Consider the following 26,369-nt stretch of genomic DNA (forward strand, 5'->3'; position numbering starts at 1 on the left):
ATCAGAGCTTCTCGGCGCCTGCGCGGAACATGCCGATCACGAGCTCGCTGGCACCGTCGATCGCGCGGCGCATGGTCGAACCGGTTCCGATCGCTTCCGCCGCATAGACCGGCGTCTCGACCGCGATGTTGCCGCTGCGCCAGACCTTGACCACACCGACCCGCTGACCGGCCTCGATCGGCGCCCGCACCGGACCGCTGTAGACGATGCGCGCAATCAGCTTGTCGCTGCCGTTCTTGTGCACCATCACCTTCACCGGGGTCCTGGCGACGAGCTTGACCGAGCGGCTCTCGCCGCCGAACACCTTGGCGTAACCGACCGGCTGCTCGGCCGGGATCAGGGTGCGGGTCTCGAAATTGCGGAAGCCCCATTCCAGCATCTTCTTGGCTTCCGTGGCGCGATCCTCGGGGTCTTCGAGGCCATTGACGACGACGATCAGCCGCGTGCCGTTCTGCACGGCCGAACCCACCATGCCATAGCCGCCTTCCTTGGTGTAGCCGGTCTTGAGACCGTCGGCACCTTCCATCGAATTGAGCAGCGGATTGCGGTTGGGTTGGCGGATCTTGTTCCAGGTGAACTCCTTCTCGCCGAACAGTTTGTAGAATTCGGGGAAGTCGAGAAGGATGTGCCGGGCGAGCATGGCGAGCTCGCGCACCGTCATCTTGTTGCCGGGGTCGGGCAAGCCGGTGGAATTGGCGAAGGTCGATCTGGTGAGGCCGAGTTCGCGGGCGCGCTTGGTCATGAAGTCGGCCGCGAAGATCCGCTCATTGCCCGCCATGGCCTCGGCAAGCGCGATGCAGGCGTCGTTGCCGCTCTGGATGATCGCGCCGTGCAGGAGATCGTCGACCGAGACCTTGCTGTTGATGGCCGCGAACATGGTCGAGCCGCCCGAGGGCGCGCCGCCCCGGCGCCACGCATTCTCGCTGATCCGGTACTCGTCCGTCAGCTTGATGTCGCCCTTCTTGATCGCATTGAAGACCACCTCCGCGGTCATCAGCTTCATCATGCTCGAGGGTGCGCGCAGCTCGTCGGCGTTCTTTTCGAACAGCACGCTGCCGCTGGAGGCTTCGATCAGGATCGCAGTCGGGGCATCGCCATCGAATCCGGCCTCTTCCGCTTTCTTGGCGCCCTGGACGCTCTGGTTGGCGGCATAGAGCGCCCCGCCCCAGCCGATCCCCGCCACCAGGGCCGCAGCGATCAGCCCGCGCACCAGCGTGCCGGCGGCGAGCCGGCTGCGACGAAGCAAAGGAAGACGAAATGCCATGGCGAAGCCCTGAGGAAGGCGTTCTAACAGTTGGAACAGATGCGAACAACACGCGGTTGGATGCTTGCCCGTGAGATTGCACGATTCTCCTCGCGCCCCTATCGTGGCATCTCATATTTCCGGACCAAACCCCTGAAACAAGGCGGAAAAGCGAATGTCCTCAACCCGCATGATCAAGGCCAACGGGGTCGAGCTGTTCGTCCGCGAAGCCGGCCAGGGACCTCTGGTGGTGCTGTGCCATGGCTGGCCGGAATTGTCCTACTCCTGGCGCCACCAGATCCCCGCCCTCGCCGAGGCCGGGTTTCACGTCGTCGCGCCCGACATGCGCGGCTACGGCCAAAGCTCAGCGCCGCCTGATGTTGCGGCCTATTCGATCTTCGATACGGTCGGTGACGTGGTCGGCCTCGTCCAGGCACTCGGCGTGACCAGGGCGATGGTGGTCGGCCACGATTGGGGCGCCCCGGTCGCCTGGCACGCGGCGCTGTTCCGGCCCGACATCTTCACGGCGGTCGCGGGCCTCAGCGTGCCGCCACCGTTCCGCGGGCGCGGCAGGCCGCTCGATTTGCTGCGCCAGGGTGGCGTGACCAATTTCTATTGGCAGTATTTCCAAACACCGGGCGTCGCCGAGGCCGAGCTCGAGCGCGACGTCGCCCGCACCATGCGCATCGTGCTCGGCGGACGCGGCCTCGCCGATCCCACCGCGGCCATGTTCGTGCAGGAGGACAAGGGCTTTCTCGGCCATGCGGGCGCCGAGGAGTCGCTGCCCGGCTGGCTCAGCGAGACTGATCTGGCCTATTTCACCGAAGCCTTCCGCAAGTCCGGCTTCCGCGGCGGGCTGAATTGGTACCGCAACATCGACCGCAACTGGGAGCTGACCGCGCCCTGGCAGGACGCACAGATCCACCAGCCTTCCCTCTTCATCGCAGGCTCAAAAGACGCGGTGATCACCGGCCTGATCGGCGCCAAGCGCGTCAACGAGCTCGAGCGGGTGCTGCCCAATCTCAAGGGCAGGCTGATCCTCGAGGGCGCCGGCCATTGGGTGCAGCAGGAGCGGCCCCACGAGGTGAACGCGGCGCTGGTGAAATTCCTGACGGCGTGCGCAGCTCAGTAGAGCCCGCGGCCGCTCAGGATGTTGCGCGCCTCGGCGGCGCCATCCGATGAGGGCGCGCTCTCGGCGAGGTAGCGGCGGTCCTCGTCATAGGACACCGCGCGGGCGTTCTGGAGCGCCCGGCCCCGGCCGCGGCTCGAGGCCGACATTTCCGAGGTCGCATTGAGCGAAGCCATGTCGGCCGAGGTGTTGCCGAGATTGTAGGGGCGTCCTTCCGGCATCGGGACCTCGCCGCGGATGGAGCCGCGGTTCGATGACGGCAGCTCCGGCACGAACGGCTTTGCCGAGGCGACACGGACCATCGAGGGCGACGGTGCCGGAACGCCGGTGCGCAAGGTGGCCATCAGCTGGCGGTCGTCGGAGCCTTCAAGCGGCGCCCGGCCGACATATTCGACGCGGACCTTGGCGACACCATTGCCTTTGAATTCAAGGAGTTCGGCAGCCTTGTTCGAGACGTCGATGAGGCGATTGCCGTGATAGGGCCCGCGATCATTGACGCGGACGATCAGCGACTTGCCGTTCGAGATATTGGTCACCCGCGCGTAGGACGGCATCGGCAGGGTCGGGTGCGCCGCGGTCAGCGAGGTCATGTCGAACACTTCGCCGTTGGCGGTCAAACGGCCGTGGAAATCGTCGCCGTACCAGGACGCCATGCCCTCGGCGCGGTAGTTGACGTCCTCCTCCGGCACGTAGGTCCGGCCCGCCACGACATAGGGCTTGCCGACACGGTAGGTGCCGCCGCCCTTCGGGACCGGCTCGCCCCAGGCCACCACCCGGGGGCTCGAGGACACGCCGTATTTCGGATCGACGCGGCTGGCGAATTTGTTGGACGAGGCGCAATTGGCGAGCGCGAGGCAGGTCGCGACCGCCGCAACACCACGCGCGGCCCGCAAAACCGAATCTGACCGTCGGATCCCCATGCGCCCCAAAATACCATTCCGCCGGAGGCGTACCCAACCCGCTTTGGTGACGGAGGGCGCTATCCGGTCCTGTGATTCCAAGGCGGCCCACCACCGCCTCGGAAGTAGTAAGGATAACGCAACCCGAACACGGCGGAAATGGGGAGCCCACAGCGATCACGCCGGCATGGTAAACGGCAGGTTCGCTTCTCCCCGCTGATCTACGGAACCTGGGCGCCCCGGTCTGTGCCACTGCTGGACAAGCTGTTGCGCCAAATCCTCACCCCACCCCCATTGTCGCGGCGCTCACCGAAATTCTTTTGACTGTGCAAGGCCGCACGCGTTTTCTCGGCTGGCAGGGGCGGATTGGAATTTAACGATGATCGAGACGGTTTCGGCACTGATGGGTCTGGTAAGCGCAGTGATCTTCCTGGCCCATGCGTTCGAAGGTTACCGCACGAGGGCCTAAAGGCACTCGCGCGGGCAGCAAGCGTCACCTCTTTCAAGGCGGCCCGTTCGGACGATTTTGATGGATCCGACCGAGCATCGTAGACGAGAGCAGCAGGTGTCCCATGCGCAACCATGACCTCGTATCCGATGGTTTCCTGGCATTGACCGCGGGCGGCTTGGTGCTGCTCTGCTCGAGCCTCATGGCCCTGGCATTTGCCTGAGGGCCCTGCTTCCCGATCTCCGACATCGCTCCACCGCGGCGCAGCAAGCACGACTGTCCCGCTCCCATTCAGTTGATTGAATTTCTGCGTTCGGCGCCTCGACCAATTGCGAGAGCCATCACCAACGAGGGTGACGCAGATGCTTGCCGAGAAATTCTTCCTGGTCCTGGAATCCCTGATCCGCGGCGACCGCACCTATCCGGATGGAAGTCCCCGGATCATCAGCACCTCGCCGCACGTGCCGGTCAAGCTGCCGGCGCAGAAATAGCCGGCGCGTTCGCAAGCCTGGATCACGTGCCGCTCAGCGCAGACCCAACAGTGAGCGGCGATAGAAGCCGTCGCGGGCCTCGCTCTGGCAGACGAAGCTGCCCTCAAATCCCTGGCCGTACCGCTTCTGACCCTTGCGGTAGTAGACGCCCTTCCTGAAATCGAGCCAGACCACCCTGTCATGCGGGCAATGACGCTGCGCCTGCGCCTCGTAGCGAAACGGCGTCAGCGGCGTCGCCGAGACCTCGGCGCCGCCTGCACCAACCAGCATGGCGCCCGCGCATGCGACTGCGCCGGACCACTTGCCAAGGCTGCTCCGAGACACTCCCACCTCCGGATGCCGGCCGTCGCGCGACGGCCGGCCGGCACCGTAGCACGAAACAGCACTGCCCATGGAAGGCGGCAAGCGCGTCGCGTCTTCCGCCGGCCATCTTGTCGGGGTACATGACGGCGAGATCGTCCGAATGCGAGGATGCGGCCTGAATGTCGGTTGAGCCTGACCCCAGAATTGGCCCCCGCCCGCCTTCGCCGCAGCTCGGCCTGCTTCCGACGATCATTTTCGGCTCACGCTGGCTGCAAATGCCGCTCTATCTCGGGCTGATCGTGGCGCAATGCGTCTACATCGCGCTGTTCCTCAAGGAGCTCTGGCACCTCTCCTGGCACGCCCTCGACCTCACCGAGCACCAGATCATGATGAGCGTGCTGGCGCTGATCGACGTCGTGATGATCTCCAATCTGCTCGTGATGGTCATCATCGGCGGCTACGAGACGTTCGTTTCGCGGCTCGAACTCCGGGGCCATCCGGACGAGCCGGAATGGCTCGGCCATGTCAATGCGAGCGCCCTGAAGATCAAGCTCGCCATGGCTATCATCGGCATCTCCTCGATCGCGCTGCTCCGCACCTTCATCGAGGCCGGCAATCTCGGCTCCAACCGCGCCGGCTTCACCGAAACCGCCGTGATGTGGCAGGTGCTGATCCACCTCACCTTCGTCGTGTCGGCGATCGGCATTGCCTATGTCGACAAGCTCAGTGAGTCCGGGATGCGCAAACATGCGGAGTGAGGGCCGCCAGCACAGCTTGCAACCCACCGCCTGCCCTGAGAGGTTTCATGTCCGCCGATAGCGAGGTGTCTTTCAGGGCGGCGCGTCCTGACGATGCGGAAACGGTGTTCAACATCACCAAAGCCTCGATCGCGGGTCTGTCGCGTGGGTGCTATTCGCAGGCCCAGATCGAAAACTGGATGGGCGAACGGACACCCCGGTTCTACGAAGATCTCATCACCAGGGGGCGAATGACCGTCGGCCTTCGCAACGGGATCGTCGTCGGTTTCGTCGATGCGGAGCCCGGCGAGGTCACGCGCTTGTTCGTCCTGCCCGAAGCGGCCGGTTCCGGGCTCGGTCAGCGGCTGCTCGACATCGGCCTCGCCCAGGCTCGCCTCGGCCATGACGGACCGATCCGTCTTGAAGCCACGATCAACGCCGAGGCCTTCTACCGACGATACGGATTCAGAAGCACGGGCAGAGGGCAGTTCTCTCACGGCCTCGGCGGCGAACCCATCGAAATCGTTCACATGGAGCTGTGAGCGCCAGTTACACACGCTCAGGATTCTGCTTGGAGCTGCTGAAGCGCCTGGTGCATATACTCCTGAAGCTTCTGCGCGACCTGCTCGCGCGCGACGCCCTTGTCTGCGAGATCGCCTGACACCTTGCCCACGACATCGTCGATCGTCCGGCTCTCCAGATGGTCCGTCACCAGCGCGGTTGCGTAGCTTGCAGCGGCTTCGCCGCTGAGCCCGAGCTGGCCTGCGGCCCACAGCCCGAGCAGCTTGTTGGATCGCGCGGCGGCTTTGAACATGAACTCCTCGTCGTGAGCGAATTTGGCTTCAAAGCCCTGCTCGCGCTTGTCGAACGTGGTCATGGTCAGCTCCATTCTGGTTCGCTGATGAGGATCGGACTTGCTGGGAGCGAAAGTCTCCGTGCTTCAGGTCAGTTTAGGATCATCTGAAGCTTCCTCCCGGAAGCCGAACGCCGTCAAGCCTGCCGATGCACGCGGGTACACGGCGCCGCATGGAGCGGAGACATCGAGAGCCGACGCCGAACAGTGAGCTGCCGGAGTTTCGAAGGCTTGAACGGATCTGCCTTTAGCAACGCGCCCTCTCCACCCTGAACCTTGCGCCACCCTGAACCTTGCGCGAAGCGGACCGCTGAAGGTCGCCACCAAGCGGCACAGGCGGCCAAAGAGGCCGCCGGGAGAAACGCTTCACGGATTGGGCAGCAAGCGCGTCGGCTCAGTCCTTCGGCTCCGCCGCTTCACGCGCCAGCCGCTCGGCCCTCAGCCGTTCCTTGTTGGCGTAAAACGCCTTCTGCGCCGCTTCATGGTCGCGCATGGCCTTCTCGGCCTCGATCCGGCGCGCCGCATCGCGCGCCTGGCGCTGTTCGGGGGTCAGGGGCTTGCGTCGAAAGGAAAGGTCTTCAGTCATGCCAAATCAACGCCGCGGCGAGGAAAAAGTTCCCGCATGGTCCCGCTCACGGGCATAGGCCCGGTCATGAAGATTGCGAAAACAACCCCATGCACAGTAGATAAGTCCTGCTGCCACAACGCTTTTCTGAAGGCGCAAGAGCCCTTTCATCCCTCGGAGCCTGACCGAGTTCCCCTTTTCGGGGACCGCGGCCAAAGGGGAAGTGAAACGGCCCCGTCGCCGGCAAATCAGATCTCGATGTCCGCGATCACAGGCAAATGGTCCGAATAGGCCCTCGCCTCTTCGTCGGTCCAGACTTTCCCGAACCGGCTATCGCGCGTTGCATAGATCCGGTCGAGCCGAAGCAAGGGCAAGCGCGCCGGGAACGTTCGCAGCCGCGTACGGTTTGGGCAGGCCTGCGCGAGCACGCGCCGCACCGATTTCACCCAAAACCAGTCGTTGAAATCGCCGAGGACGACAGTTCTTCCAGGCCTCACCAGGCTCACCAGGGCCTGAGCCTGCGCATAACGCTCGTGGATACTCAGGCCGAGATGAGTGGCGACCACGCGGACGTCGCCAAGAGGCGTCAGCAGTCCTGTGGCAATCGCTCTGCGTGGCTCCCGCTCCCGATACGACACGTCGACGATCTCCGGCACGCCGGAGAACGGAAAGCGGCTCAGCAGCATCTGACCGTAGTCACCGTCCTCCGTGACGATCGACTTGGCGTGGACGCCATGATCGCCGACCGCACTCGCGAGCTTCGCAAAGGGATCGTCCGACCGCGATCGGGAATCCACCTCCTGAAGCGCGACGACATCCGGCGACCACTTGCGAATGATGGAGCAAACACCCTCCAGATCGAATTTCGGATTGAGATTGAACGTGCCGTGCACGTTCCACGTCATGAAGCGCATCGGCGCCATCAGCGCCTCCCGGCGAGCCAGGTCGCGAGGAATTGTGCGCCCGCGCAGAACCCGAGCCAGCCCAGAAACGCCAGTGCGAGCAGCAAAACGTTGCTCCAGGACGCATTCCTGGCCAGATCCGCGATCTGAGCTCCCAGAACGGCCATGGCGAGAATCCCTGGCGTGATACCCAGCAGCGTTCCAACCATGAAGTCACGAAGCGGCAGCGTGCTCGCACCGGCCACGACATTCACGATCGAGTACGGCGCGATCGGAATCATCCTGATGACGACGACGGCCAGAATGCCTCTGCCCACAATCCGTTCCTGGATGCGTGCTGCGCGTCGTCCAAGCAGATGCTGGAGGCGTTCTCGACCAAGTACCCGTCCGATTGAGAAAAGGACAAGGGCGCTGAGCAAGGCGCCAGCCATTGCAGTGAAGAAACCCAGCCACGGCCCCAGTGCAGCAGCGGTTGCGGCAATGAGGACGAGAATCGGAAACACGACCAGCCCGCCGACGACAAACGCTGCGATCGCAAAGAATGGTCCCCAGATGGATTGCGAATAGGCAGAGAGGAGCGTCGAAATGCGGCCTTCATCGGCGAAATCGCTCAAGGATGAGTACGACCAGGCCAGCGTCAAGCCAAGAAGCGCCACGGCGATCGATACGATCCCGATTATCGTCTTCGTGCTCCACATGCGAGATGCCGCCCGCTCCAAATGAAGTGGCCTCTCAGGGTCCGCCACCGGCTGAACCATCGTGGCCAGTGTACTGGTCAAACCCGAGGACTCCACTTTCCGCAGCGTCTTCGTCCCATCACCTTTCGACACGTCGTCGAGGAGAGCAAGAAGGCGATCCTCATTTTGCGCGAGGGTCTGTTCTTCGAGACCGCAGAAATGGGCGATCAAGCGATGGCGAACCGAGGCGATGAAATCCCGATGCTCCTCGGATGCGGCCTCGAAAATAAGGTCACATTCGCTGTCGGCCCCCATCGACCGATTGTTAAGGTTAGCCGAGCCGATTCTCAATATCCTGTTATCGACGATCATGAGCTTGCTGTGCACCATCACGGCAACTTCCGTATCTCCGCTGCGTGAGACCGGGTAGAGGAAGCGAATGCGATCTGCGACCCCGGCTGCACCGAAGCAGTCGATGAATGCGCCACGGCCGTTCTGCATGGCCTGGGATTCCAGCCAAGAGGAATGAAGTTTTGGAGCGACCACCAGAACCCGAAGCGATGGCGCGCGCCGCATCTGCTCCACCAATTCAAGCGCGATCTTGGTGGCGCTGGTGAACTGATTTTCGATGTAGATGAAGCTCGTCGCTGACCGGATCGCTGCAATCAGAGAACGCTCGACCTCCCTGATGGTCGAACCTGCAGGACAGACCACCTCGGTCCTGGCGATACCGACCGGCAAGTGCTCGGCCTCGACCGGCACGTTGGCTGGCCACCGAACGCTCTTCAGCGCGCGCCGATCATGCCTCGGTTGACCTGCCGCACGCCAGCGTGCCTCCGCGAGCTCGAACAGCAACGCCGCGGCATCCCCGTCGACCATGCATTGAACGTCATGAAACGGCAGGTATGGCTTCCCCTGGGGGTCGCAGCGCGATGCGTGATCGGCGCGATGGTCACTCGTGTCCCAGCGCCTGATCGTCAGATCGAGCCCGCCGACGAACGCCAGTGAACCGTCGACACAGACGATCTTCTGGTGCTGGGCCGAGCCAAACGGAAGCGTGGAATCCAGATGAAACCGGACGCGGCCATCCGTTTCGGCGGTAAATTTTGCCGCGGAATTCCACTCCCTTTCGGAGGCGTAAAAGGAGACGAAGTCCCAGGTGAGAATGTTGATCCGCAAGGCGGGCCGGCGTTGCACCAGCGCGCGCAGGAACGGGCCGAGCTGTTCCGGCAAGCCATCGGCGGCTCGTCCGGAAGCTCCGACCAGCCGGGTTTCACTATGGATGTCCCACCCTACGATATAGACGAGATCTTGCGCTTCCAGCAGCGCCTCCCGCAGGGCCGCGAAATAAGCGGCAGCATCGTTCAGAACCGCCACACGCCGCGCTTCGCACCGCCGCCAGACGGTGTCGCCGGGGATCAGTGTCGATGAACTCTGAAGCAGGTGGACCTCGCAATTCGCATTCGCGTCTAAACGCGTTGGATGCTCAAGGGGTTCCCATCATCGCCGTTCGGAGCGCAAAGGCAGACCTTCCAGCTTCTGCCGTCCCTCCGGCGCGGGCGCAGCCTTGGACCCGCGCGCTGAAGATCAAAACCGGAGTATCCCGAACAGGAACAGCAGCGCCACAGTGATCAAGCCGGAGATCAGCAGCGAGCCGAGACATCCCAGCCGGTTTGAGAAGAAGAAGAACATGCGTTGCCCGCTGTGAAGCTTCCGGTCAGGCTAATCTCTCAAATTCGATGGCGTTCCTGACGCGCTTTTCCTCCTTTGCGCCAGGAGGAGGTGCGTCACCGACCGTTCGCCAGCGCTTCAGACCACAAGGTCATTGAGACAGGTCAATACGGGCAAGCCCGAGCTCTGAAATCCTGACCTCGGCAAGTAAACGGAGGCGGCCATGTCACAGCAGAGCAGCATGCATTTTTACCTCAATTGGGCCAAAGAGCGGATCGACGAAATGGATGCCGCATTGGCCTCCTTCGAGGTCAAGGCCGGCGAGGCCAAGGCCGAGTCCAAGGTCAAGACTGATCAACTCCTGTCGGACCTGAGGAAGCGCCGCGATGAGTTTCAGGCCTTGCTCAAGACGCAGGCGGAGGCCGGCGAAGCCGCTTGGGCGGGCGCCAAGACAGACCTGGAAAAGCAATGGGCTGGGTTTGAAGCCCAAATGAAGACCTTCTTCGAAACCGCGGGCAAGCAGCTCGAGCAGCAGCAGGCCACGTTCAAGGACGTTGCGGCGGCACAGGCCAAGGCCTGGCGCGAAGCGGCGGACAAATTCCGCGAGGCCGCGGGCAAAGTGGCCACGGCCCGCACCGCCGACGTCGATGCCGCGCTCAAGCAGATGAAATCCGATGCGTCCGAAGCGGAAGCACGTCTGCAAAAGCTGAAGCAGGCAGGCAGTGAATCCTGGTCTGTCCTGAACGCCGCGCTCGCCGAATCCCGGGAGGCGTTCGATCAAGCGAACCAAGCCGCGTGGAATGCGCTGAAGGGCGCTGATACGAAGAGCTGAAGTCGAGGCCCGCCAATTCACTGCTGGCGGGCTTCTCAATAATAGCGGCGTCTGGGGCGGCGATCATAATCGTCGTAGCCGTAGTACCCCTGTCGACCCTGCTGACACTGCGGCGGTACCGTACCGTTGGGATAGCATTGACCGTCTCGAACATCGACGTCTGCGCCGTGACCACAGGGAACACGATATCTGCCATAGCCTCCACCACCGCGATAGTACTGCTGCGCAGCCTGCTCCTGAGAGCCTGACCGAAAAAGGGTGAGCGGTTTTGGCGGGCCTGTGATTCCTTCGGATTTGCAAAGATTCGAGGGAGGACACCATGCCGTGGACCAAAGCCGCTCGTCTCCAGTATCAGCGCAGTGGGCTGCGTTACACAAGTGATCTGACCGATGCAGAATGGGCGTTGATCGCCCGGCAGATGCCGCCGCGCCGGCGATTGGGCCGGCCGCGGGAGGTCGACCTACGCGAGATCGTGCAGGCAATCTTCTATATTCTGTCGAGCGGCTGCCAATGGCGAGCCTTGCCGAAGGAGTTCCCGCCATACTCGACGGTGCAGGGCTATTTTTACGCTTGGCGCGACACGGGTAGATGGCAGGAGATCGTCGAAGCCTTGGTTCGGAAGGCACGTCGGAAACTAGGACGAAAGCCCACACCGACAGCTGCCGTCATCGATAGTCAGACGGCCTCGACAACGGAGGCCGGCGGGCCGCGTGGATTCGACGCCGGCAAGCGTCTCCATGGGCGCAAGCGCCATATCGTGACCGACACCAACGGCTTTCTGCTGGCTGCATATGTTCATCCCGCCAACATTCAGGACGTCCATGGTGCCGTTCCCCTGTTGGAGGACTTGCGAGGCCGCTTCCCAAGGCTTGAGCATGTCTTTGCCGACCGGATCTATCGCGGCAAACAGAGCTGGCCCCGGTTGTTTGGACAGCGCCCCGCTGGATTTAAGTGGATTCCTGCCGGGTTATGCTGAACGCGGGGCTTTACGGTTTTGTCGTTGCGTCGGGAGGGCGTAGCCCGACCAGAGCGACGACAAAACCGTCGGCGACGGCCATGCGGCCATCACCATAGCTTGCGTGCCGAAGTAAGCCTCGTCGGGCGTGCGCCCGTCAAGGCTCGAGTGAGGGCGTCCCTGATTGTAGAAGGCCAGATACTTGGCAATTGACGCTCGCGCCTCGGACACGCTGTCGTAGGCGCGGAGATATACTTCTTCGTATTTGACCGTGCGCCAGAGCCGCTCGACAAACACGTTGTCGCGCCAGGCGCCCTTGCCGTCCATGCTGATGGCGATCTTCGCGTCCAGCAGCACATCGGTGAACTCGAGGCTGGTGAACTGGCTGCCCTGATCCGTGTTGAAAATCTCGGGCCTGCCGTGCTTCGCCAACGCCTCCTGGACCGCTTCGACGCAGAAGGCCGCCTCCATTGTGATCGAGACGCGATGGGCCAGGACCCGTCGGCTGAACACATCGACGACCGCCGCGAGATAGACGAAGCCACGCCGCATCGGAATGTAGGTGATGTCCATTGCCCACGCATGGTCGGGCCGCTCGATCTTCAATCCGCGCAACAGGTACGGGTAGATCTTGTGACCCGGAGCCGGCTTGCTCGTGTTCGGGCGACGATAGACCGCCTCGATCCCCATGCGCTTCATCAGCGTCGCGATGTGGCGGCGACCGGCGTATACGCCCTCCCGCCGCAGCAACGATCGCAGCATACGCGCTCCCGCGAAGGGATAATCGAGATGCAGCTCATCGAGCCGACGCATCAAGGCAAGGTCCTCGGCCGAAACTGGCCGAGGTTCATAGTAGACCGTGCTGCGAGCCAGCTTCAGGACCTTCGCCTGGCGCACGATAGAAAGATCATGATCGCGGTCGATCATCGCTTTGCGCTCAGCAGGCCCGCCTTGGTGAGCGCGCCGGACAAAAAATCGTTTTCCAACGCCAGCTCGCCGATCTTGGCATGTAACGCCTTCAAATCGACCGGCGTCTCGGCCGATGTCTTGTCATGCCCAAACACGCCGGCGGCGCCTTCCAGGAGCTGGTTTTTCCAGATCGTGATCTGGTTCGGATGAACATCAAACAGTTGCGCCAGCTCCGCCAGTGTCTTGTCGCCTTTGACCGCAGCCAAAGCAACCTTCGCCTTGAATGCCGGAGAATGCGTCCGGCGGCTCTTCTTCGTCATCTTCGCTCCTGATTCGCAGCAAGAATCCTCGCCGCTGTCAGGCAGAAAATCCACTCAAGCTACTGTCCGAATTTGCGGGGCCAGCTCTAACGTTTCGATGAGCGACCATATCGATATGCAGCGCGTTACCTTGCTCAATACTTCCAGAGGGCAAGAGGCGAGATCGACGGGATCAAAAGAATAGTTTGCTTTGGGATTTACCTGAGCCAAGGTTTTCATTTTCATTTCTGATAAAAATCCCATCCGCCAGCGCGCGTCTCGATCCCGCCGTTAGGTTTCAACATAGCTTGCGCCGCCGTTTGATGACATTGCTGGCGGCTTGCAATGCATTCTATGCCACCGGACGTCGCGTAATTCTCGTTCTGCGATAACAATCGAGTCGCGACAACGATCAAGGGGGGCACGGAATGGACGGCGATCAATCCCAGCAAATTGCAACACCAACAACAGCCGATGGCGACAATCAGCAAAGCGCAACCGGCAATGGCAGCGGAGCATCACGCTACACCGGGGGGCTAAAGGCGTTGTTGTGGAGCTTTCGCGAACCACTCACAGCGGCGACTACACTGGCTCTTTGTCGCGACTGCGGGCCTGTTCATTGCCACGGTCTACCTCGCTATCGACGCTCGACACACGGCAGAACATCAACTCCGGGTGTATGTCTATGTGGATCACGGCAGTTTCGGACCAGTCCGCGCTGGGACGCCAATCGGCCCAACGATCACAATTCGAACGGCCGGAGCTACGCCGGCTTACAAGCTGCGCTTGGCGGCCACCGTCGATATCGGCGAATTCCCGTTAGCGGATCGATCCAGCCTTTCCGGAGCTATGCGGGATTTTGGGTGACGAGGCGATCAGGCGGCGTGGTTTTCCGGCACTTGGATGACCTCGATGCCGTTTTCGAATCTGACACCTGCGCTGACCTTCGGCAACTGATTTGTGCCTTTCAGCCGCCGCCAGGTCTTTGATGCGGCGCAGAGCAGCTTGAACACCATCAACTTGGCAGTCGTTGACGATAACGAACCTTTCGTGCGCACCGTTCTGTGCCGGACCGTCGCGAACACGCTTTCGATGGGATTCGTCGTCCGCAAGTGGTCCCAATGCTCGGCGGGGAATTCGTAGAACGCAAGCATTGCGTCGCGATCTTTCGTCAGGCACTCGACCGCCTTGTCGTACTTCGCTCCGTATTTCTCGGCAAAGACATCGATCGCCACTTCGGCCGAAGCTCGGTTGGACGCCAAATAGACCTCGCGCAGATCCTTCTTCATGCTGGCCTGTACCGACACTGCGACTTTGTTCAAGATATTCGCGGTTTTGTGCACCCAGCACCGCTGATGTCGCGTGGCGGGAAAGACCTCGTCGAGCGCCTTCCAGAAGCCGAGCGCGCCGTCACCGACGGCGATTTCCGGGGCGATCTTCAGCCCTCGGGTTTTCGCCTCGACGAGCAGTTCGTGCCAGCTCTGCGTGCTCTCGCGCACGCCGACCTGGAAGCCGATGAGTTCCTTCTTGCCTTCCGGCGTCGCGCCGATCAGCACCAGCATGCATTCGCTGTGGTCTTCCATGCGAGCCTGCAGGAAGACGCCGTCCGCCCACACGTATACGTACCGGCGCGCCGACAGATCGCGCTTCTGCCAACGCTCGTACTCGAGCTGCCACTCCGTCGTCAGTCTGGAAACCACCGCCGGAGAAAGATTCGGCGCATCCTTGCCCAAGAGCGCCGCCAGCGCCTCCTGGAAGTCGCCCGTCGAGATGCCTCGCAGGTACAGAACCGGCAAAAGTGCATCCAAGCTCTTCGTGCGCCGTGCCCACAACGGCAGGATCGCCGAGGTGAAGCGGATCCGCTCGCCATCGCTGGTCACCGCGCGATCGCGAATCTTTACCCGGGCGACTTCGACGGCGCCGATCCCCGTCTGGATCGTCCGCACTGGACCATGGCCGTGTCGCACGAGGCGGTCGCGGCCATCGGGAAGCTTCAAGCCCTTCATCGCGGCGAGAAACGCCTCGGCTTCCATCTCGACAGCCTGCGCAAGCAGCTGCCGAGCTCCAGATCGCAAAATATTCGTCAGTGGATCGTCGATCTCATCGGGCTGACGCAGTGGGACAATGTTGCTATGCTCGTTCATGGCGTATCGCGAGCTATGCGGGATTTTGGGTGACGAGGCGATCAGGCGGCGTGGTTTTCCGGCACTTGGATGACCTCGATGCCGTTTTCGAATCTGACACCTGCGCTGACCTTCGGCAACTGATTTGTGCCTTTCAGCCGCCGCCAGGTCTTTGATGCGGCGCAGAGCAGCTTGAACACCATCAACTTGGCAGTCGTTGACGATAACGAACCTTTCGTGCGCACCGTTCTGTGCCGGACCGTCGCGAACACGCTTTCGATGGGATTCGTCGTCCGCAAGTGGTCCCAATGCTCGGCGGGGAATTCGTAGAACGCAAGCATTGCGTCGCGATCTTTCGTCAGGCACTCGACCGCCTTGTCGTACTTCGCTCCGTATTTCTCGGCAAAGACATCGATCGCCACTTCGGCCGAAGCTCGGTTGGACGCCAAATAGACCTCGCGCAGATCCTTCTTCATGCTGGCCTGTACCGACACTGCGACTTTGTTCAAGATATTCGCGGTTTTGTGCACCCAGCACCGCTGATGTCGCGTGGCGGGAAAGACCTCGTCGAGCGCCTTCCAGAAGCCGAGCGCGCCGTCACCGACGGCGATTTCCGGGGCGATCTTCAGCCCTCGGGTTTTCGCCTCGACGAGCAGTTCGTGCCAGCTCTGCGTGCTCTCGCGCACGCCGACCTGGAAGCCGATGAGTTCCTTCTTGCCTTCCGGCGTCGCGCCGATCAGCACCAGCATGCATTCGCTGTGGTCTTCCATGCGAGCCTGCAGGAAGACGCCGTCCGCCCACACGTATACGTACCGGCGCGCCGACAGATCGCGCTTCTGCCAACGCTCGTACTCGAGCTGCCACTCCGTCGTCAGTCTGGAAACCACCGCCGGAGAAAGATTCGGCGCATCCTTGCCCAAGAGCGCCGCCAGCGCCTCCTGGAAGTCGCCCGTCGAGATGCCTCGCAGGTACAGAACCGGCAAAAGTGCATCCAAGCTCTTCGTGCGCCGTGCCCACAACGGCAGGATCGCCGAGGTGAAGCGGATCCGCTCGCCATCGCTGGTCACCGCGCGATCGCGAATCTTTACCCGGGCGACTTCGACGGCGCCGATCCCCGTCTGGATCGTCCGCACTGGACCATGGCCGTGTCGCACGAGGCGGTCGCGGCCATCGGGAAGCTTCAAGCCCTTCATCGCGGCGAGAAACGCCTCGGCTTCCATCTCGACAGCCTGCGCAAGCAGCTGCCGAGCTCCAGATCGCAAAATATTCGTCAGTGGATCGTCGATCTCATCGGGCTGACGCAGTGGGACAATGTTGCTATGCTCGTTCATGGCGTATCGCTCTCCTTGAGGTTCTGGCAGGCTCGACACCCGCCTCGATACGCCGCCTATCTCATTCCGTCATCACCCAGTTTCCCGCATAGCTCGCCTTTCCGATCCGTTCAATCGATCCGGTGACGGCATCACGACCATCAGCTATCCAATTCTTTATGGGGGCGATCACGCCATTCAAGAGCCGATCACCCCGTGGGTCGGTCAAAATCCCCCGGGTATGGTCACTTGAAACTCCCCCACCTGATGATCGCCGTCAGCGCCGCTGAACAGCAGTAGCCGGTCAGGCAGGACGTTTATGTTCGACCCCTTTAGCCAGCAAGGGGCCGGGGAGTTGAACGTCTTGAAGCGACATCTGCAAAGCACCGTACTTACATTACTTGATCGCAACACCAGCCAGCGCGAGATTCACCGGCTGACGGGTGTCGATCGCAAGACGATCCGGCGTTATCAGGCGCTGCGGGCCGGTGCGGAGGCAAATTCCCCCGGGGAAGTGACCACCGGCTCGGTGAGCGCGGACGGCCAAATTCCTCCACCCCGACCACCGGCTTTTGGGACATCGGAAGCGACGGTCACCAGCAGCCTGGCCCGTTCGGCTTGCGAAGCGCATCGGACGTGGATCGAAGAACAGGTCCGGCTGAAGCGGAACGCGCAGGCGATTTACCAGGACCTGGTTGATCAATTTGGCTTTCCGTCCAGCTACCAGAGTGTCAAGCGGTTTGTGCGCCGGTTGCGGCACGCTGATCCTGAGCAGTTTGATCGTCTTGAGTTCCTCCCCGGCGAGGAAGCTCAGGTCGACTATGGCGAGGGCGCGCCGACGGTTGATCCGAAGAGCGGGCGGTACCGTCGTCCCCGCCTGTTCGTGATGACGCTACGCTACTCGCGGCGCAGCTTCCGGCGGGTAGTCTGGAAGTCCAGCCAACAAGTCTGGGCGCAGCTCCACGAAGAGGCGTTCCGGTATTTTGGCGGGGTCCCCAGCTATGTCGTGCTCGACAACCTGAAGGAAGGCGTCCTCAAGCCGGATTTGTACGAGCCCCAGCTCAACCCGATTTACAGCGCGATGCTGGCTCATTACGCCGTGGTCGCCGATCCCGCGCGCGTGGCCGATCCAAATCGGAAAGGATGCGTCGAGAATGCGATTCAACATACCCAGGGCACTGCGCTGGCCGGACGGCGCTTCGAGACGCTGGAGGCGCAAAACGAGTTCTTGAGGCACTGGGAGGAGAACTGGGCTTCCAAACGCATCCACGGCAGCACGCGCCGTCAGGTCGAGGCGATGTTCCAGGAAGAGAAGCCGCACCTGCGGCCGCTGCCTGTCGCTCCCTTCCGCATCTTCACCGAAGTCGTCCGGACTGTCTGCGACGACACCACCGTACGCGTCGACAACAGCTATTACGCCGCGCGGCCCGCGCCGATCGGCAGCCAGGTCGTCGTGCGCATCTACACCACCACGATCGAGATCCGTGATCGCCACACCCGTGCGCTGCTGCGTGTTCATTCCCGGATGGCGCACCCCGGTTCTGTCGTCCTGCCGACCAGCGAACGGCCGTTCAACCCGTCGCGGCAAACCGCCGTGCTGCTGGCGAGCGCCGAGCGCATCGGACCGCAGACCAGGGCCTTGTGCCAGCAGGTGTTCGACACCGAAGGGCGCCCCGGACAGCGCGCGATGTGGGGCATTGTCGGGCTGGGCCGGAAGTATCCGGCGCGGCTGGTCGAGCAGGCCTGCGCGCACGCCATCGACAACCGCATCTACCGCTACAAGCACGTGCGTGCGACCGTCGAGCGGTTGTTCGAACAGGCGATCGAGCAGGTTGGAGTGACGCCACAGCCGGCATCGCCGCTCACCCAGGATCATCCGCTGATCCGTACCCCCGCGGAATACGGCGACCTCTTCAGCCGCGCTGTGCGGCGCGACGCCGACGACAATGGTCGGCAGGCCGAGGCTCACGACGATCACGCCACGGCAATCCGCGCTCGTGTCGCCTGCGCAACCCCGGCCAACTCCGGCGCCACGAGCGCTCCCGCGGCACCTTCTCACCTTAAACTGGAGACCTAGCCACATGATGACCATGCCGGAAATTGAGCGTTGCCTACGACAGCTGCGCCTGTCGGGTGTCCGCGACACGCTGCAGACGCGCGTGCTCCAGGCGCAGGGCGCCAACCAGCCCTTCCTCGAGACCTTCTCCCTTATCCTGCAGGATGAACTGGACCGTCGTCAGTCCCGTCTTATCGAGCGGCGATACCAGCAATCCGGGCTCGACGAAAAGCTGACGCTCGCCGAGTTCGACTGGTCCTTCAATCCCAAACTGCCACGTCAGACCTGCTTCCAGCTCCACACCCTGGCGTTCATTGCCGCTGGCGAGAACGCTCTGCTTGTTGGCAAACCTGGCACCGGGAAGTCGCACATCGCCAAGGCGATTGCCTATCAGGCGATCCTGCAAAGCCACAAGGTCCAGTATCTTGAGACCGACGACTTCTTCCACCGCTACGCCCTGAACTCTCCGGCACAACGCGAGGTCCGGCTGCGAACCATCATCGACTGCGATCTCCTCGTGCTGGACGATCTATTCCTCGCACGCGCCATCCCCGACGACGCCGGCACTTTGCTGCAGACCCTGATCCATCAGCGTTACAAACTGCGCCGCAGCGTCATCGTCACCTCCAATCGCGTCGTGCAGGATTGGGGGGCATACCTTGGGGACAACAGTAAGCGACGTTCGCGTCCCACTCGCAAAGGTTTGGCGTGGGGATTGCAGTCTGTTGATCAACGTGTTTGCAAATCGTTGGCGGGGGGTATGGAGGCGGCAACGACGGAGAATTACGAGGTGCGGCCGAACGACCAGGGCAGGAGCTCGTCGATCCGGGACTGCGGGTGACCGGTTGCGATCGCTTTGAGCGTCGCTTTCATCCAGACGTAGGGCTCCACGCTGTTGATTTTGCAGGTGGCGATGAGCGAAGCTATGCGCGCCCATGAACGACCACCTTCGTCGTGACCAGCAAATAAACTATTTTTACGCGTCAGAGTCAGCGGCCTGATTTGATTTTCGACGGGATTGGTGTCCATCTCAACGCAACCATCGTCGAGAAACAAGGTGAGGCCATCCCAATGGTTCAGGAGATAGGCGATCGCCTTGCCCATCTCGCTGCCCGGCGACAGGCGAGCGGCTTGCTCGCGCAGAAACCTCTCGAGTTCAGCGACGAGCGGCCGTGATCGCTCGTTACGGGTCGTTTGCCGAGCCGGGGCGTCGGCGCCACGGATCTCCTTCTCGATCGCATAGAGTGCGGCGATGCGCGCGAGAACGGCTTCGGCGATGGGTGAGCCGGCTTTCGGAGTCGCTGCGATGATCTTGCGCCTTGAGTGGGACCAACTTGCGTCAGGATAAGTCCTGGAAAGGAGGAAGAATGTAGTCTGAAACCTTTCAACGTGACCCAGAGGGTTCGACGCCCTCCCGGCAAAGGCGGAGCCCGCCAGCCGGAAGCGAGTCTTGCATGGGTGACGGCAACGTCACTCGTGAAGCGTAGACAGCGGGTACTGAAGCCCTGTGACCAGCCTCGAAATCACGGTCGTGCTGAAGCCTTCGCCGTGTTGGATCCGGGGGCAGCACTGGGAAAGCCGCTATGGCCAGGCTGACCGGTTCGGCCGGGGTCTCTGAGCAGGGCAAAGGTACGGGATGGGACACCAGGAAACCTGAGAGGTCCCGTTTGTGCCCACATGGGAAAGCCGGCACGGAGCACCGGCCACAGCAACGCTCCAGGCCTGATGACCGACTTGGCGAGCATCGGGAGCGCGCACGGAACACGAAAACACCAAGGCATGTGGAATCCCGAGGTGAAGACATAAGCCGACGGACGCGCGCGGCGGGGAGTCGTAGCGGCTTCGTAGTACCGAGGAAGGCGGGGAACTGGGCTCACCGGGACCCGCTCGAAGGAAGGGAGCCGTCACGCGTTAAGACCCATTGACGAGAAACACGGGAGGGAACGCTGAGTCCCACGAACCTGTCCACGAAACGACAATGGATAGCCGATCTGGCGAGGAAGAATCCCAAGCGGGTGCTGACCTCGCTGCATCACCTGATCGACTGTGAATGGATGCTCGAGGCCTATCGCCTGACGCGCAAGGATGGCGCGCCCGGCATCGACGGCATGATGGCGACGGACTATGAAGCGAATCTGGAGGCCAATCTCGGTGATCTCCTGGCGCGCATCAAATCCGGACGTTACATCGCGCCGCCGGTGCGACGGCACTACATCCCGAAGGCGGATGGGACCGAACGGCCACTCGGCATCCCGACATTGGAAGACAAGGTGGCACAGCGGGCGATTCTCCTGCTGCTGGAGCCGATCTACGAGACCGACTTCTTGTCGTGCTCGTACGGCTTCCGACCGGGACGATCGGCCCATGATGCCCTACATGCCCTGCGTAATGGGTTCATGGAGCAAGGGCTGCGCTGGGTGGTGGACGTCGACATCTCGAAATACTTCGACACCATCGACCACGCGCACCTGCGCCGATTCCTCGACCAGCGAGTCACGGACGGCATCGTCCGGAGGATGATTGATAAATGGCTGAAGGCAGGGGTGCTCGAAAAGGGCGTCCTACGCCGCACGACTGGCGGAACGCCCCAAGGCGGCGTGATCTCGCCACTGCTTGCAAACATCTACCTGCACTACGTGCTGGATGAATGGTTCGAGCAGGTGGCGCGACCGCGGCTCAAAGGTCGATGCCAACTGGTCCGATACGCTGATGACGCGGTGATTGCCTTCGAGGACCACCTGTCCGGCAAGCGATTGCTGAACGTGCTGGATAAGCGGCTCGGTCGGTATGGGCTTCAACTCCATCCGACCAAGACCCGCTTCGTAGACTTCCGGTTCAAGCGCCCGGGTGGGCGTCACCCCGCGACGGCGGGGACCACATTCAACTTCCTTGGCTTCACCCATGTGTGGGGTCAATCGAGGAAGGGTAAGAATGTCGTCCGACAGATAACGGCGAAAGACCGTTACGCCCGCGCGCTGGCTTCCGTGACGGAATGGTGTCGGCTTAACCTGCATCGCCCGTTCCGGGCGCAGCACGCGCACCTGTCGCGGGTGATCCGGGGGCACTGCGCCTACTACGGCATCTCCGGCAACGGCCGACGGATCAGATGGTATCACCACCAGATCACGCGGATATGGAAGAAATGGCTCGCGCGGCGTGGCCGCCACAGCAATCTGCCGTGGTCGCGCTTCCGGGCCATGCTCGCGCGACACCCGCTGCCGACAGCCAAGATCGTCCACCAATATGCCGTCCCGTGAGCGAAGCTTACGCGTGAAGAACCGGATGCGGGTAATCCGCTCGTCCGGGTCTGTGAGGGGCGGGGATGGCAACATCCCCGCCTACTCGGCATGCGGCCAGCCGCAGCGGCACGCCGCCTTTGCGCTTGGGCCGTGCGAGCCGATGATAGCCCTGGTATCCGTCGACCTGAAGGATGCCGTCGAAGCCCTCGAGGATGCGCTCAGCATGGTCACCACCGCGTCCTGGCGCGTAGTGGTAGACCACGATTGGTGGATCAGCGCCGCCGTGGCCGCGATCGTCGCGCAGGACAGCCCACAGATAGCCGGTCTTCGTTCGGCCCCGGCCCGGATCGAGCACAGGCGCCCTGGTCTCGTCTATGAACAAGCGGCCCGATTGCTTCATCACGACGCTCATGCGCTCGACCAGCGGCGCGAGGTGGAAGGCGACCGTTCCCATCCAGTCTGCCAGAACGGCGCGATCGATGAAGATGCCATGCCGAGCCAGAACCTGCGACTGACGATAGAGTGGCATGTGCTCGCTGAACTTGGCGACCGCCACCTGCGCCAGCAGCGCCTCGGTGGGGATGCCACCCTCCACGAGATGGGCGGGCGCCGGCGCCTGAGCAACACCGGTGCAGCCCTTTGCGCAGGCGTAGCGCGGTCGCACCGTCTCGATCACACGATACTGGGCGGCCATGACATCGAGACGGCGGGAGCGATCCTCGCCGATCTGGACCATCCGGCCGCAGCCGCAGGGACACTCGAGGTTCTCGGGTTCGATCACCTGCTCGATGCGCGGCAGGTGCGCGGGAAAGGCACGGGCAGCGCGCCTGGTCCGGCGGCTGGACGGCGCCGTGCCGGCGCGGCGCGCACGATCGTCCTGGCGTTCCTGGACTTCGGCGATGGCAATCTCGATGTCCTCGAGAACCAGTTGCATCTGATCGGGATTGAACTTCTCCGAGCGTTTACCGAAACGTGCGCGCTCGTACTCCTTCACGAGCAGTTCGAGGCGTTCGACGCTCTCTTTGGACGCAGCCAGTTCACTCTCGACATGAAGGCGCGCCGAGCATTCATCGTCTGCGCGACGACGCTCGGCTTCAATCATCGCTTCCTGCGCGCGGAAGAGCGCGCGCAAATCGGCGGGCAACGCTGCAAGACGGGCGGGATCAATGGGGGACGGCGGCACATCCGCAAGCTATCATCCCAAAGCCCCGCGCGAAACAGGTTGTCGGGTCTGAGTCAGTTCGCCGCAGCTGGCGTCGCGACAATCCGTTCGCCCACTCGCTTCCAGTTCAGCCCTTCAAACGAGGGGATTGAGGAATGTCCCTGATAGTGAGTCTGACGAATCATTTCCGGAGGTGGTCGAGGTTCGGGACCCCCACCATCCTTTGTGGGGGCGCTCATATCGAGTGATTAGGAAGATCGGTCAGCGAGGCCGAGGCATTCCCGCTTCGTATGAAGTTGAGTATCGCGCAGGAAGCAGTCTTCTGATTCAAGCAACCGCAATCGAATATTATGAGCAAGAGGCAAATCAGATTAAGCTGAGTATGGAGGCTCTACTCGAGCTTTTATCGACAGCGGATTGTCCCGACGCACATGAGCATGGATCCAGCCGATCTTTGGTCGACGCTGACGCCCGCGCTCCGACGCCAGATCGTCGAAGACGTCGCCGCAATTTTGGCGGAGATCCCTCATGAAGTCCGAGCTGGTCACACCAAGCCACTTGGCGCGCAAAGCCGTAGTCTACATCCGGCAGTCGACGCCCCATCAGGTCGTAAGCAATCAGGAGAGCCTGCGCCTTCAATACGCGCTTCGCCAGCGCGCCCGCGAACTCGGATGGCGTGAGGCGGCCATCGACGTGATTGATGCCGATCTCGGGTTGAGCGGCGCGTCTATAGCACAGCGTAACGGCTTCAAGGAACTCGTTGGCCGTGTTGGCCTGAGTGAAGTGGGACTCATCCTGTCGATCGACGTGACCCGCTTGGCGCGTAATTGTACCGACTGGTATCCGCTCCTGGATATCTGTGGTCTACGTGGCTGCCTGATCGCCGACCGCGATGGTGTCTATGATCCGGGCACTCCCAACGGACGGTTGCTTCTCGGGCTGAAGGGTTCGATCTCCGAGCTTGAGCTACATACGATCCGCAGCCGGCTGACCGCCGGCCTGCTGGCCAAAGCCGAACGCGGCGAACTTGCGGTTATGCTGCCAATCGGGCTGATGCGGGACCCGAGCGGTGTGGTCGTTAAGGATCCCGACATGGCCGTGCAAGGGCGGCTCGGTCTCGTCTTCCAGTTATTCCTGCAGCTGCGCAGCGTTGCCAAGGTCATGCGAGCGTTGAACGAGCGTGACCTGGAACTGCCGCGTCGTGATCGATATGGCGATTTGTGCTGGACGCGCGCGACGCTGGCTGCCGTCGCGGCGATCTTGAAGAACCCCGCATACGCGGGCGCCTTTGTCTATGGACGAACCCGCTTCCGGCCGCCGAAGCGGGAGGGGGCCCTGCCACAAAAGGCTCCGCGGCCGATGGAGGAGTGGCGGATCGTCGTTAAAGATCGATATCCGGGAGTGTCAGAAGTTTTGTGTAAGAGCGTCTCTGTGAGGGGTTTGCGGGGTCAGCGGACTGACCCCATAGGGTCAGTCCGCTGAGCCTGCAAAGCGCTCGCCGAACTGGATGGCAAACTGGCCCATTGCGGCCGTCCATGCAACCGGTCGTCGCCAATGGATGCCGGCATTTCTGATGGCGAGGTAAAGCAGCTTCATCGCCGCCTCGTCGTTGGGGAAGCTGCCGCGTGTTTTGATGATCTTGCGCAGCGAACGGTTCAGCGCCTCGACCGTGTTGGTGGTATAGATCATTTTGCGTATCTCCGGCGCGAAGGCGAAGAACGGAATGACGTGCTCCCACGCCCGGCGCCAGGCCGCCCCGATCGCGGGATAGCGCTTGCCCCACTCGGCTTCGAAGTCCTCGAGCCTGAGCAGAGCGGCGTCGGCATTCTCGGCATGATAGATCGCCTTGATCGAGGGAAGGATCGCCTTGCGATCCTTCCAGGACACGAAGGATAGGCTGTTGCGGATCAAATGCACGATGCAGGTCTGGACCATCGCCTTGGGAAAGACGCTGTTGATCGCCTCGGGAAAGCCCTTCAGACCGTCGACGACGGCGATCAGGATGTCGGCGACGCCGCGGTTCCTCAGATCGTTCATGACCTTGAGCCAGAATTTGGCGCCTTCGGTTTGCTCGATCCAAAGCCCGAGCACGTCTTTCTCGCCCGATGCAGTGATGCCCAGCACGACGTAGACTGCCTTGTTCTTGACCATCCCCTCATCGCGAATCTTGACCCTGAGCGCGTCGAAGAAGACCACCGGATAGATCGCTTCCAGCGGCCGGCTCTGCCATTCGCGGACCTCGTCGAGAATCGCGTCGGTGACCTTGCTGATCAGATCGGGGGACACCTCGGTGCCGTAGAGCTCGGCCAGATGGCCCTGGATCTCCCGTACCGTCATGCCCCGCCCGTAGAGACTGATGATCTTCTCGTCGAAGCCGTCGAAGCGGGTCTGGCCCTTCGCGACGATCACCGGTTCGAACGTGCCGGCGCGGTCGCGCGGCACCTCGATCTCGATCTCGCCGTCGTCCGTCAACAGCGCTTTGCTGCTTGTGCCGTTGCGGCTGTTGCCCGACCCGCGGCCCGCCGGGTCGCCCTTCTCATAGCCAAGGTGGTGGGTCAGCTCCGCACCCAGTGCGCGCTCCAGAAGCGCCTTCTTCAGTCGTCTGAAAAGCCCGTCTTCGCCGGCTAAGTCTTCTGGCTTGAGGCTGCCCCCGGCAAGAAGCTGGTCCAAAATCTCAGGTGAAAAATCCGTAGCCATGTGAGTCTCCTGTCAAAGGTAAACTCACAGAAACCATCTTACACCGAGTTACTGACACCCTCATCGACCATGGTCAGCGCCGCTTCTCGTTCCGCCGTCCCCGTCGCGTGTGTCAGCATCGCATCGACTGCAAGCCCGTTGCGGTTCTCCATCAGAACATGCCCCATGAAGCACAGCCGGCTCTCACGGCCAGCCGCCTTGCGATAGAGCCGGGCGTCGGGATCAGTGGTTGAGCTATGGGTCTCATTCGAACGCTTTTCCTGATGGAAGTTTCGCTCGCCGTTGCGGCCCGACGCCGGAGGCTCGCCAGAGCCATCCTTCGGTCGGAAGCTCTTCATCGACGCCCAGGCATCGATCAGTGTCCCGTCGACCGAGAAGTGCTCGCTCGACAGTAGCTTCTTCACCTGTGGCAAGGCCAGCAGCGCCCCCAGGAACTCGCGCGCCACCTCCGCCTCCAAAAGCCGATCGCGATTGTGGGTGAACACCGTCGCATGCCAAACCTCCGCGTCCATCGGCAGCCCCACGAACCAGCGGAACAACAGGTTGTAGCTGATCTGCTCCACCAACATTCGCTCAGAGCGCACCGAGAAGAAGGCTTGCAACAGCGTCGCCCGCAGCAGCATCTCTGGCGCAATCGAGGGGCGCCCCGTCGAGGAATAAAGCCTATCAAAACGCTTGTTCAGCGAACCCAGCGCCTCATCCGCCAATCCCCGGATCGCCCGCAATGGGTGATCCGCCGGAATCCGCCCCTCAAGCCGAACATATGCGAACAAACCTTCCGACTGGTCGTCCCGTCCTCGCATGCAAATCTCCCCGTGCCTTCACTTCCACGGAATCACAGGTCATTATCGCCGTCGAGAACAGTTTTG

General features: G+C 62.2%; 20 protein-coding genes and 4 pseudogenes. 10 read left to right on the forward strand and 14 right to left on the reverse strand.

Annotated elements, in window-relative coordinates:
• Nucleotide 1 precedes the first annotated feature (1 nt).
• Nucleotides 2-1,264, reverse strand: coding sequence for a D-alanyl-D-alanine carboxypeptidase family protein (locus tag ABIF91_RS37490; RefSeq protein WP_028179871.1), 1,263 nt, complete (start codon nt 1,262-1,264; stop codon nt 2-4).
• 154 nt (nt 1,265-1,418) lie between these two features.
• On the opposite strand from ABIF91_RS37490, the gene ABIF91_RS37495 reads away from it, so the two are divergent.
• Nucleotides 1,419-2,375, forward strand: coding sequence for an alpha/beta fold hydrolase (locus ABIF91_RS37495; RefSeq protein WP_028179872.1), 957 nt, complete (start codon nt 1,419-1,421; stop codon nt 2,373-2,375).
• On the opposite strand, the gene ABIF91_RS37500 is transcribed toward ABIF91_RS37495, so the two are convergent.
• Nucleotides 2,369-3,292: a septal ring lytic transglycosylase RlpA family protein gene (locus ABIF91_RS37500; RefSeq protein WP_050995171.1), complete on the reverse strand. Its 924-nt coding sequence runs from the start codon at nt 3,290-3,292 to the stop codon at nt 2,369-2,371. The genes ABIF91_RS37495 and ABIF91_RS37500 overlap by 7 nt on opposite strands.
• Before the next feature lie 789 nt (nt 3,293-4,081).
• Here ABIF91_RS37500 and ABIF91_RS37505 point away from each other — a divergent pair.
• Nucleotides 4,082-4,210, forward strand: a complete 129-nt coding sequence (locus tag ABIF91_RS37505) for a hypothetical protein (protein WP_283805401.1) — start codon at nt 4,082-4,084, stop codon at nt 4,208-4,210.
• Between the two features lie 33 nt (nt 4,211-4,243).
• On the opposite strand, the gene ABIF91_RS37510 is transcribed toward ABIF91_RS37505, so the two are convergent.
• Nucleotides 4,244-4,480, reverse strand: a complete 237-nt coding sequence (locus ABIF91_RS37510) for a hypothetical protein (protein ID WP_244430074.1) — start codon at nt 4,478-4,480, stop codon at nt 4,244-4,246.
• 212 nt (nt 4,481-4,692) lie between these two features.
• Here ABIF91_RS37510 and ABIF91_RS37515 point away from each other — a divergent pair, with 212 nt between their 5' ends.
• Entirely contained in the window at nt 4,693-5,271 is a 579-nt protein-coding gene (locus tag ABIF91_RS37515; RefSeq protein WP_028179875.1) for a TIGR00645 family protein, read from the forward strand.
• A gap of 47 nt (nt 5,272-5,318) precedes the next feature.
• Nucleotides 5,319-5,792 carry a GNAT family N-acetyltransferase gene (locus ABIF91_RS37520; protein WP_028179876.1) on the forward strand — a complete coding sequence of 158 codons (474 nt, stop codon included), beginning with the start codon at nt 5,319-5,321 and terminating at the stop codon, nt 5,790-5,792.
• Between the two features lie 17 nt (nt 5,793-5,809).
• On the opposite strand, the gene ABIF91_RS37525 is transcribed toward ABIF91_RS37520, so the two are convergent.
• From ABIF91_RS37525 to ABIF91_RS37540, 4 genes are all read right to left on the reverse strand, one after another.
• A complete protein-coding gene (locus ABIF91_RS37525) occupies nt 5,810-6,127 on the reverse strand; it encodes a DUF1476 domain-containing protein (protein WP_028179877.1) in 318 nt (105 codons plus the stop codon).
• A 370-nt stretch (nt 6,128-6,497) separates the two neighbouring features.
• Nucleotides 6,498-6,689 (reverse strand): hypothetical protein, encoded by a 192-nt coding sequence (locus tag ABIF91_RS37530; RefSeq protein ID WP_028179878.1) that lies wholly within the window; start codon nt 6,687-6,689, stop codon nt 6,498-6,500.
• Nucleotides 6,690-6,916: 227 nt separating this feature from the next.
• Nucleotides 6,917-7,591, reverse strand: a complete 675-nt coding sequence (locus tag ABIF91_RS37535; RefSeq protein ID WP_028179879.1) for an endonuclease/exonuclease/phosphatase family protein — start codon at nt 7,589-7,591, stop codon at nt 6,917-6,919.
• Complete coding sequence (locus ABIF91_RS37540; protein ID WP_028179880.1) at nt 7,591-9,624, reverse strand: VTT domain-containing protein; 2,034 nt, start codon at nt 9,622-9,624, stop codon at nt 7,591-7,593. The genes ABIF91_RS37535 and ABIF91_RS37540 overlap by 1 nt, the downstream gene beginning before the upstream one ends.
• Before the next feature lie 517 nt (nt 9,625-10,141).
• On the opposite strand from ABIF91_RS37540, the gene ABIF91_RS37545 reads away from it, so the two are divergent.
• Together ABIF91_RS37545 and ABIF91_RS37550 are read left to right on the forward strand one after the other, a co-directional pair.
• Nucleotides 10,142-10,750 (forward strand): hypothetical protein, encoded by a 609-nt coding sequence (locus tag ABIF91_RS37545; protein ID WP_424579697.1) that lies wholly within the window; start codon nt 10,142-10,144, stop codon nt 10,748-10,750.
• A gap of 319 nt (nt 10,751-11,069) precedes the next feature.
• A pseudogene (locus ABIF91_RS37550) lies at nt 11,070-11,702 on the forward strand (IS5 family transposase); the annotation flags it as partial.
• 123 nt (nt 11,703-11,825) lie between these two features.
• On the opposite strand, the pseudogene ABIF91_RS37555 reads toward ABIF91_RS37550, so the two are convergent.
• The 3 genes and pseudogenes from ABIF91_RS37555 to ABIF91_RS37565 all read right to left on the reverse strand — a co-directional run.
• Nucleotides 11,826-12,934, reverse strand: a pseudogene (locus ABIF91_RS37555) (IS3-like element ISRj2 family transposase); the annotation flags it as partial.
• A gap of 854 nt (nt 12,935-13,788) precedes the next feature.
• Nucleotides 13,789-15,057, reverse strand: coding sequence for an IS256 family transposase (locus ABIF91_RS37560; protein ID WP_014497957.1), 1,269 nt, complete (start codon nt 15,055-15,057; stop codon nt 13,789-13,791).
• Between the two features lie 41 nt (nt 15,058-15,098).
• Entirely contained in the window at nt 15,099-16,367 is a 1,269-nt protein-coding gene (locus ABIF91_RS37565) for an IS256 family transposase (protein WP_014497957.1), read from the reverse strand.
• A gap of 298 nt (nt 16,368-16,665) precedes the next feature.
• Between ABIF91_RS37565 and istA the strand changes: the two genes are divergently transcribed.
• Nucleotides 16,666-18,423, forward strand: coding sequence for an IS21-like element IS1631 family transposase (gene istA, locus ABIF91_RS37570; RefSeq protein ID WP_100214066.1), 1,758 nt, complete (start codon nt 16,666-16,668; stop codon nt 18,421-18,423).
• 4 nt (nt 18,424-18,427) lie between these two features.
• A complete protein-coding gene (locus ABIF91_RS37575) occupies nt 18,428-19,243 on the forward strand; it encodes an ATP-binding protein (RefSeq protein ID WP_424579698.1) in 816 nt (271 codons plus the stop codon).
• Here ABIF91_RS37575 and tnpC (ABIF91_RS37580) read toward each other — a convergent pair.
• Entirely contained in the window at nt 19,186-19,839 is a 654-nt protein-coding gene (tnpC, locus tag ABIF91_RS37580; RefSeq protein ID WP_309249068.1) for an IS66 family transposase, read from the reverse strand. The genes ABIF91_RS37575 and tnpC (ABIF91_RS37580) overlap by 58 nt on opposite strands.
• A gap of 578 nt (nt 19,840-20,417) precedes the next feature.
• Between tnpC (ABIF91_RS37580) and ltrA the strand changes: the two genes are divergently transcribed.
• The gene (gene ltrA, locus ABIF91_RS37585; protein ID WP_080587079.1) at nt 20,418-21,659 is read left to right on the forward strand and encodes a group II intron reverse transcriptase/maturase; all 1,242 of its coding nucleotides are present in this window, start codon (nt 20,418-20,420) and stop codon (nt 21,657-21,659) included.
• Nucleotides 21,660-21,747: 88 nt separating this feature from the next.
• Here ltrA and tnpC (ABIF91_RS37590) read toward each other — a convergent pair.
• Nucleotides 21,748-22,773, reverse strand: a pseudogene (gene tnpC / locus ABIF91_RS37590) (IS66 family transposase); the annotation flags it as partial.
• 558 nt (nt 22,774-23,331) lie between these two features.
• Between tnpC (ABIF91_RS37590) and ABIF91_RS37595 the strand changes: the two are divergent.
• Nucleotides 23,332-24,285 (forward strand): recombinase family protein, encoded by a 954-nt coding sequence (locus ABIF91_RS37595; RefSeq protein WP_424579699.1) that lies wholly within the window; start codon nt 23,332-23,334, stop codon nt 24,283-24,285.
• Here ABIF91_RS37595 and ABIF91_RS37600 read toward each other — a convergent pair.
• Complete coding sequence (locus ABIF91_RS37600; RefSeq protein ID WP_424578759.1) at nt 24,274-25,500, reverse strand: IS256 family transposase; 1,227 nt, start codon at nt 25,498-25,500, stop codon at nt 24,274-24,276. The genes ABIF91_RS37595 and ABIF91_RS37600 overlap by 12 nt on opposite strands.
• A gap of 62 nt (nt 25,501-25,562) precedes the next feature.
• A pseudogene (locus tag ABIF91_RS37605) lies at nt 25,563-26,303 on the reverse strand (IS5 family transposase); the annotation flags it as partial.
• Nucleotides 26,304-26,369: the final 66 nt, after the last annotated feature.

The organism is Bradyrhizobium sp. USDA 241 (assembly GCF_049739505.1).
Classification (GTDB): Bacteria; Pseudomonadota; Alphaproteobacteria; order Rhizobiales; family Xanthobacteraceae; genus Bradyrhizobium; species Bradyrhizobium liaoningense.

Coding starts and splice junctions, on each gene's coding strand:
- ABIF91_RS37490 (WP_028179871.1), bottom strand. CDS start 1,264: ATGGCATTTCGTCTTCCTTTGCTTCGTCGCAGCCGGCTCGCCGCCGGC.
- ABIF91_RS37495 (WP_028179872.1), top strand. CDS start 1,419: ATGTCCTCAACCCGCATGATCAAGGCCAACGGGGTCGAGCTGTTCGTC.
- ABIF91_RS37500 (WP_050995171.1), bottom strand. CDS start 3,292: ATGGGGATCCGACGGTCAGATTCGGTTTTGCGGGCCGCGCGTGGTGTT.
- ABIF91_RS37505 (WP_283805401.1), top strand. CDS start 4,082: ATGCTTGCCGAGAAATTCTTCCTGGTCCTGGAATCCCTGATCCGCGGC.
- ABIF91_RS37510 (WP_244430074.1), bottom strand. CDS start 4,480: ATGCTGGTTGGTGCAGGCGGCGCCGAGGTCTCGGCGACGCCGCTGACG.
- ABIF91_RS37515 (WP_028179875.1), top strand. CDS start 4,693: ATGTCGGTTGAGCCTGACCCCAGAATTGGCCCCCGCCCGCCTTCGCCG.
- ABIF91_RS37520 (WP_028179876.1), top strand. CDS start 5,319: ATGTCCGCCGATAGCGAGGTGTCTTTCAGGGCGGCGCGTCCTGACGAT.
- ABIF91_RS37525 (WP_028179877.1), bottom strand. CDS start 6,127: ATGACCACGTTCGACAAGCGCGAGCAGGGCTTTGAAGCCAAATTCGCT.
- ABIF91_RS37530 (WP_028179878.1), bottom strand. CDS start 6,689: ATGACTGAAGACCTTTCCTTTCGACGCAAGCCCCTGACCCCCGAACAG.
- ABIF91_RS37535 (WP_028179879.1), bottom strand. CDS start 7,591: ATGGCGCCGATGCGCTTCATGACGTGGAACGTGCACGGCACGTTCAAT.
- ABIF91_RS37545 (WP_424579697.1), top strand. CDS start 10,142: ATGTCACAGCAGAGCAGCATGCATTTTTACCTCAATTGGGCCAAAGAG.
- ABIF91_RS37560 (WP_014497957.1), bottom strand. CDS start 15,057: ATGAACGAGCATAGCAACATTGTCCCACTGCGTCAGCCCGATGAGATC.
- ABIF91_RS37565 (WP_014497957.1), bottom strand. CDS start 16,367: ATGAACGAGCATAGCAACATTGTCCCACTGCGTCAGCCCGATGAGATC.
- istA (WP_100214066.1), top strand. CDS start 16,666: ATGTTCGACCCCTTTAGCCAGCAAGGGGCCGGGGAGTTGAACGTCTTG.
- ABIF91_RS37575 (WP_424579698.1), top strand. CDS start 18,428: ATGATGACCATGCCGGAAATTGAGCGTTGCCTACGACAGCTGCGCCTG.
- ABIF91_RS37595 (WP_424579699.1), top strand. CDS start 23,332: ATGAAGTCCGAGCTGGTCACACCAAGCCACTTGGCGCGCAAAGCCGTA.
- ABIF91_RS37600 (WP_424578759.1), bottom strand. CDS start 25,500: ATGGCTACGGATTTTTCACCTGAGATTTTGGACCAGCTTCTTGCCGGG.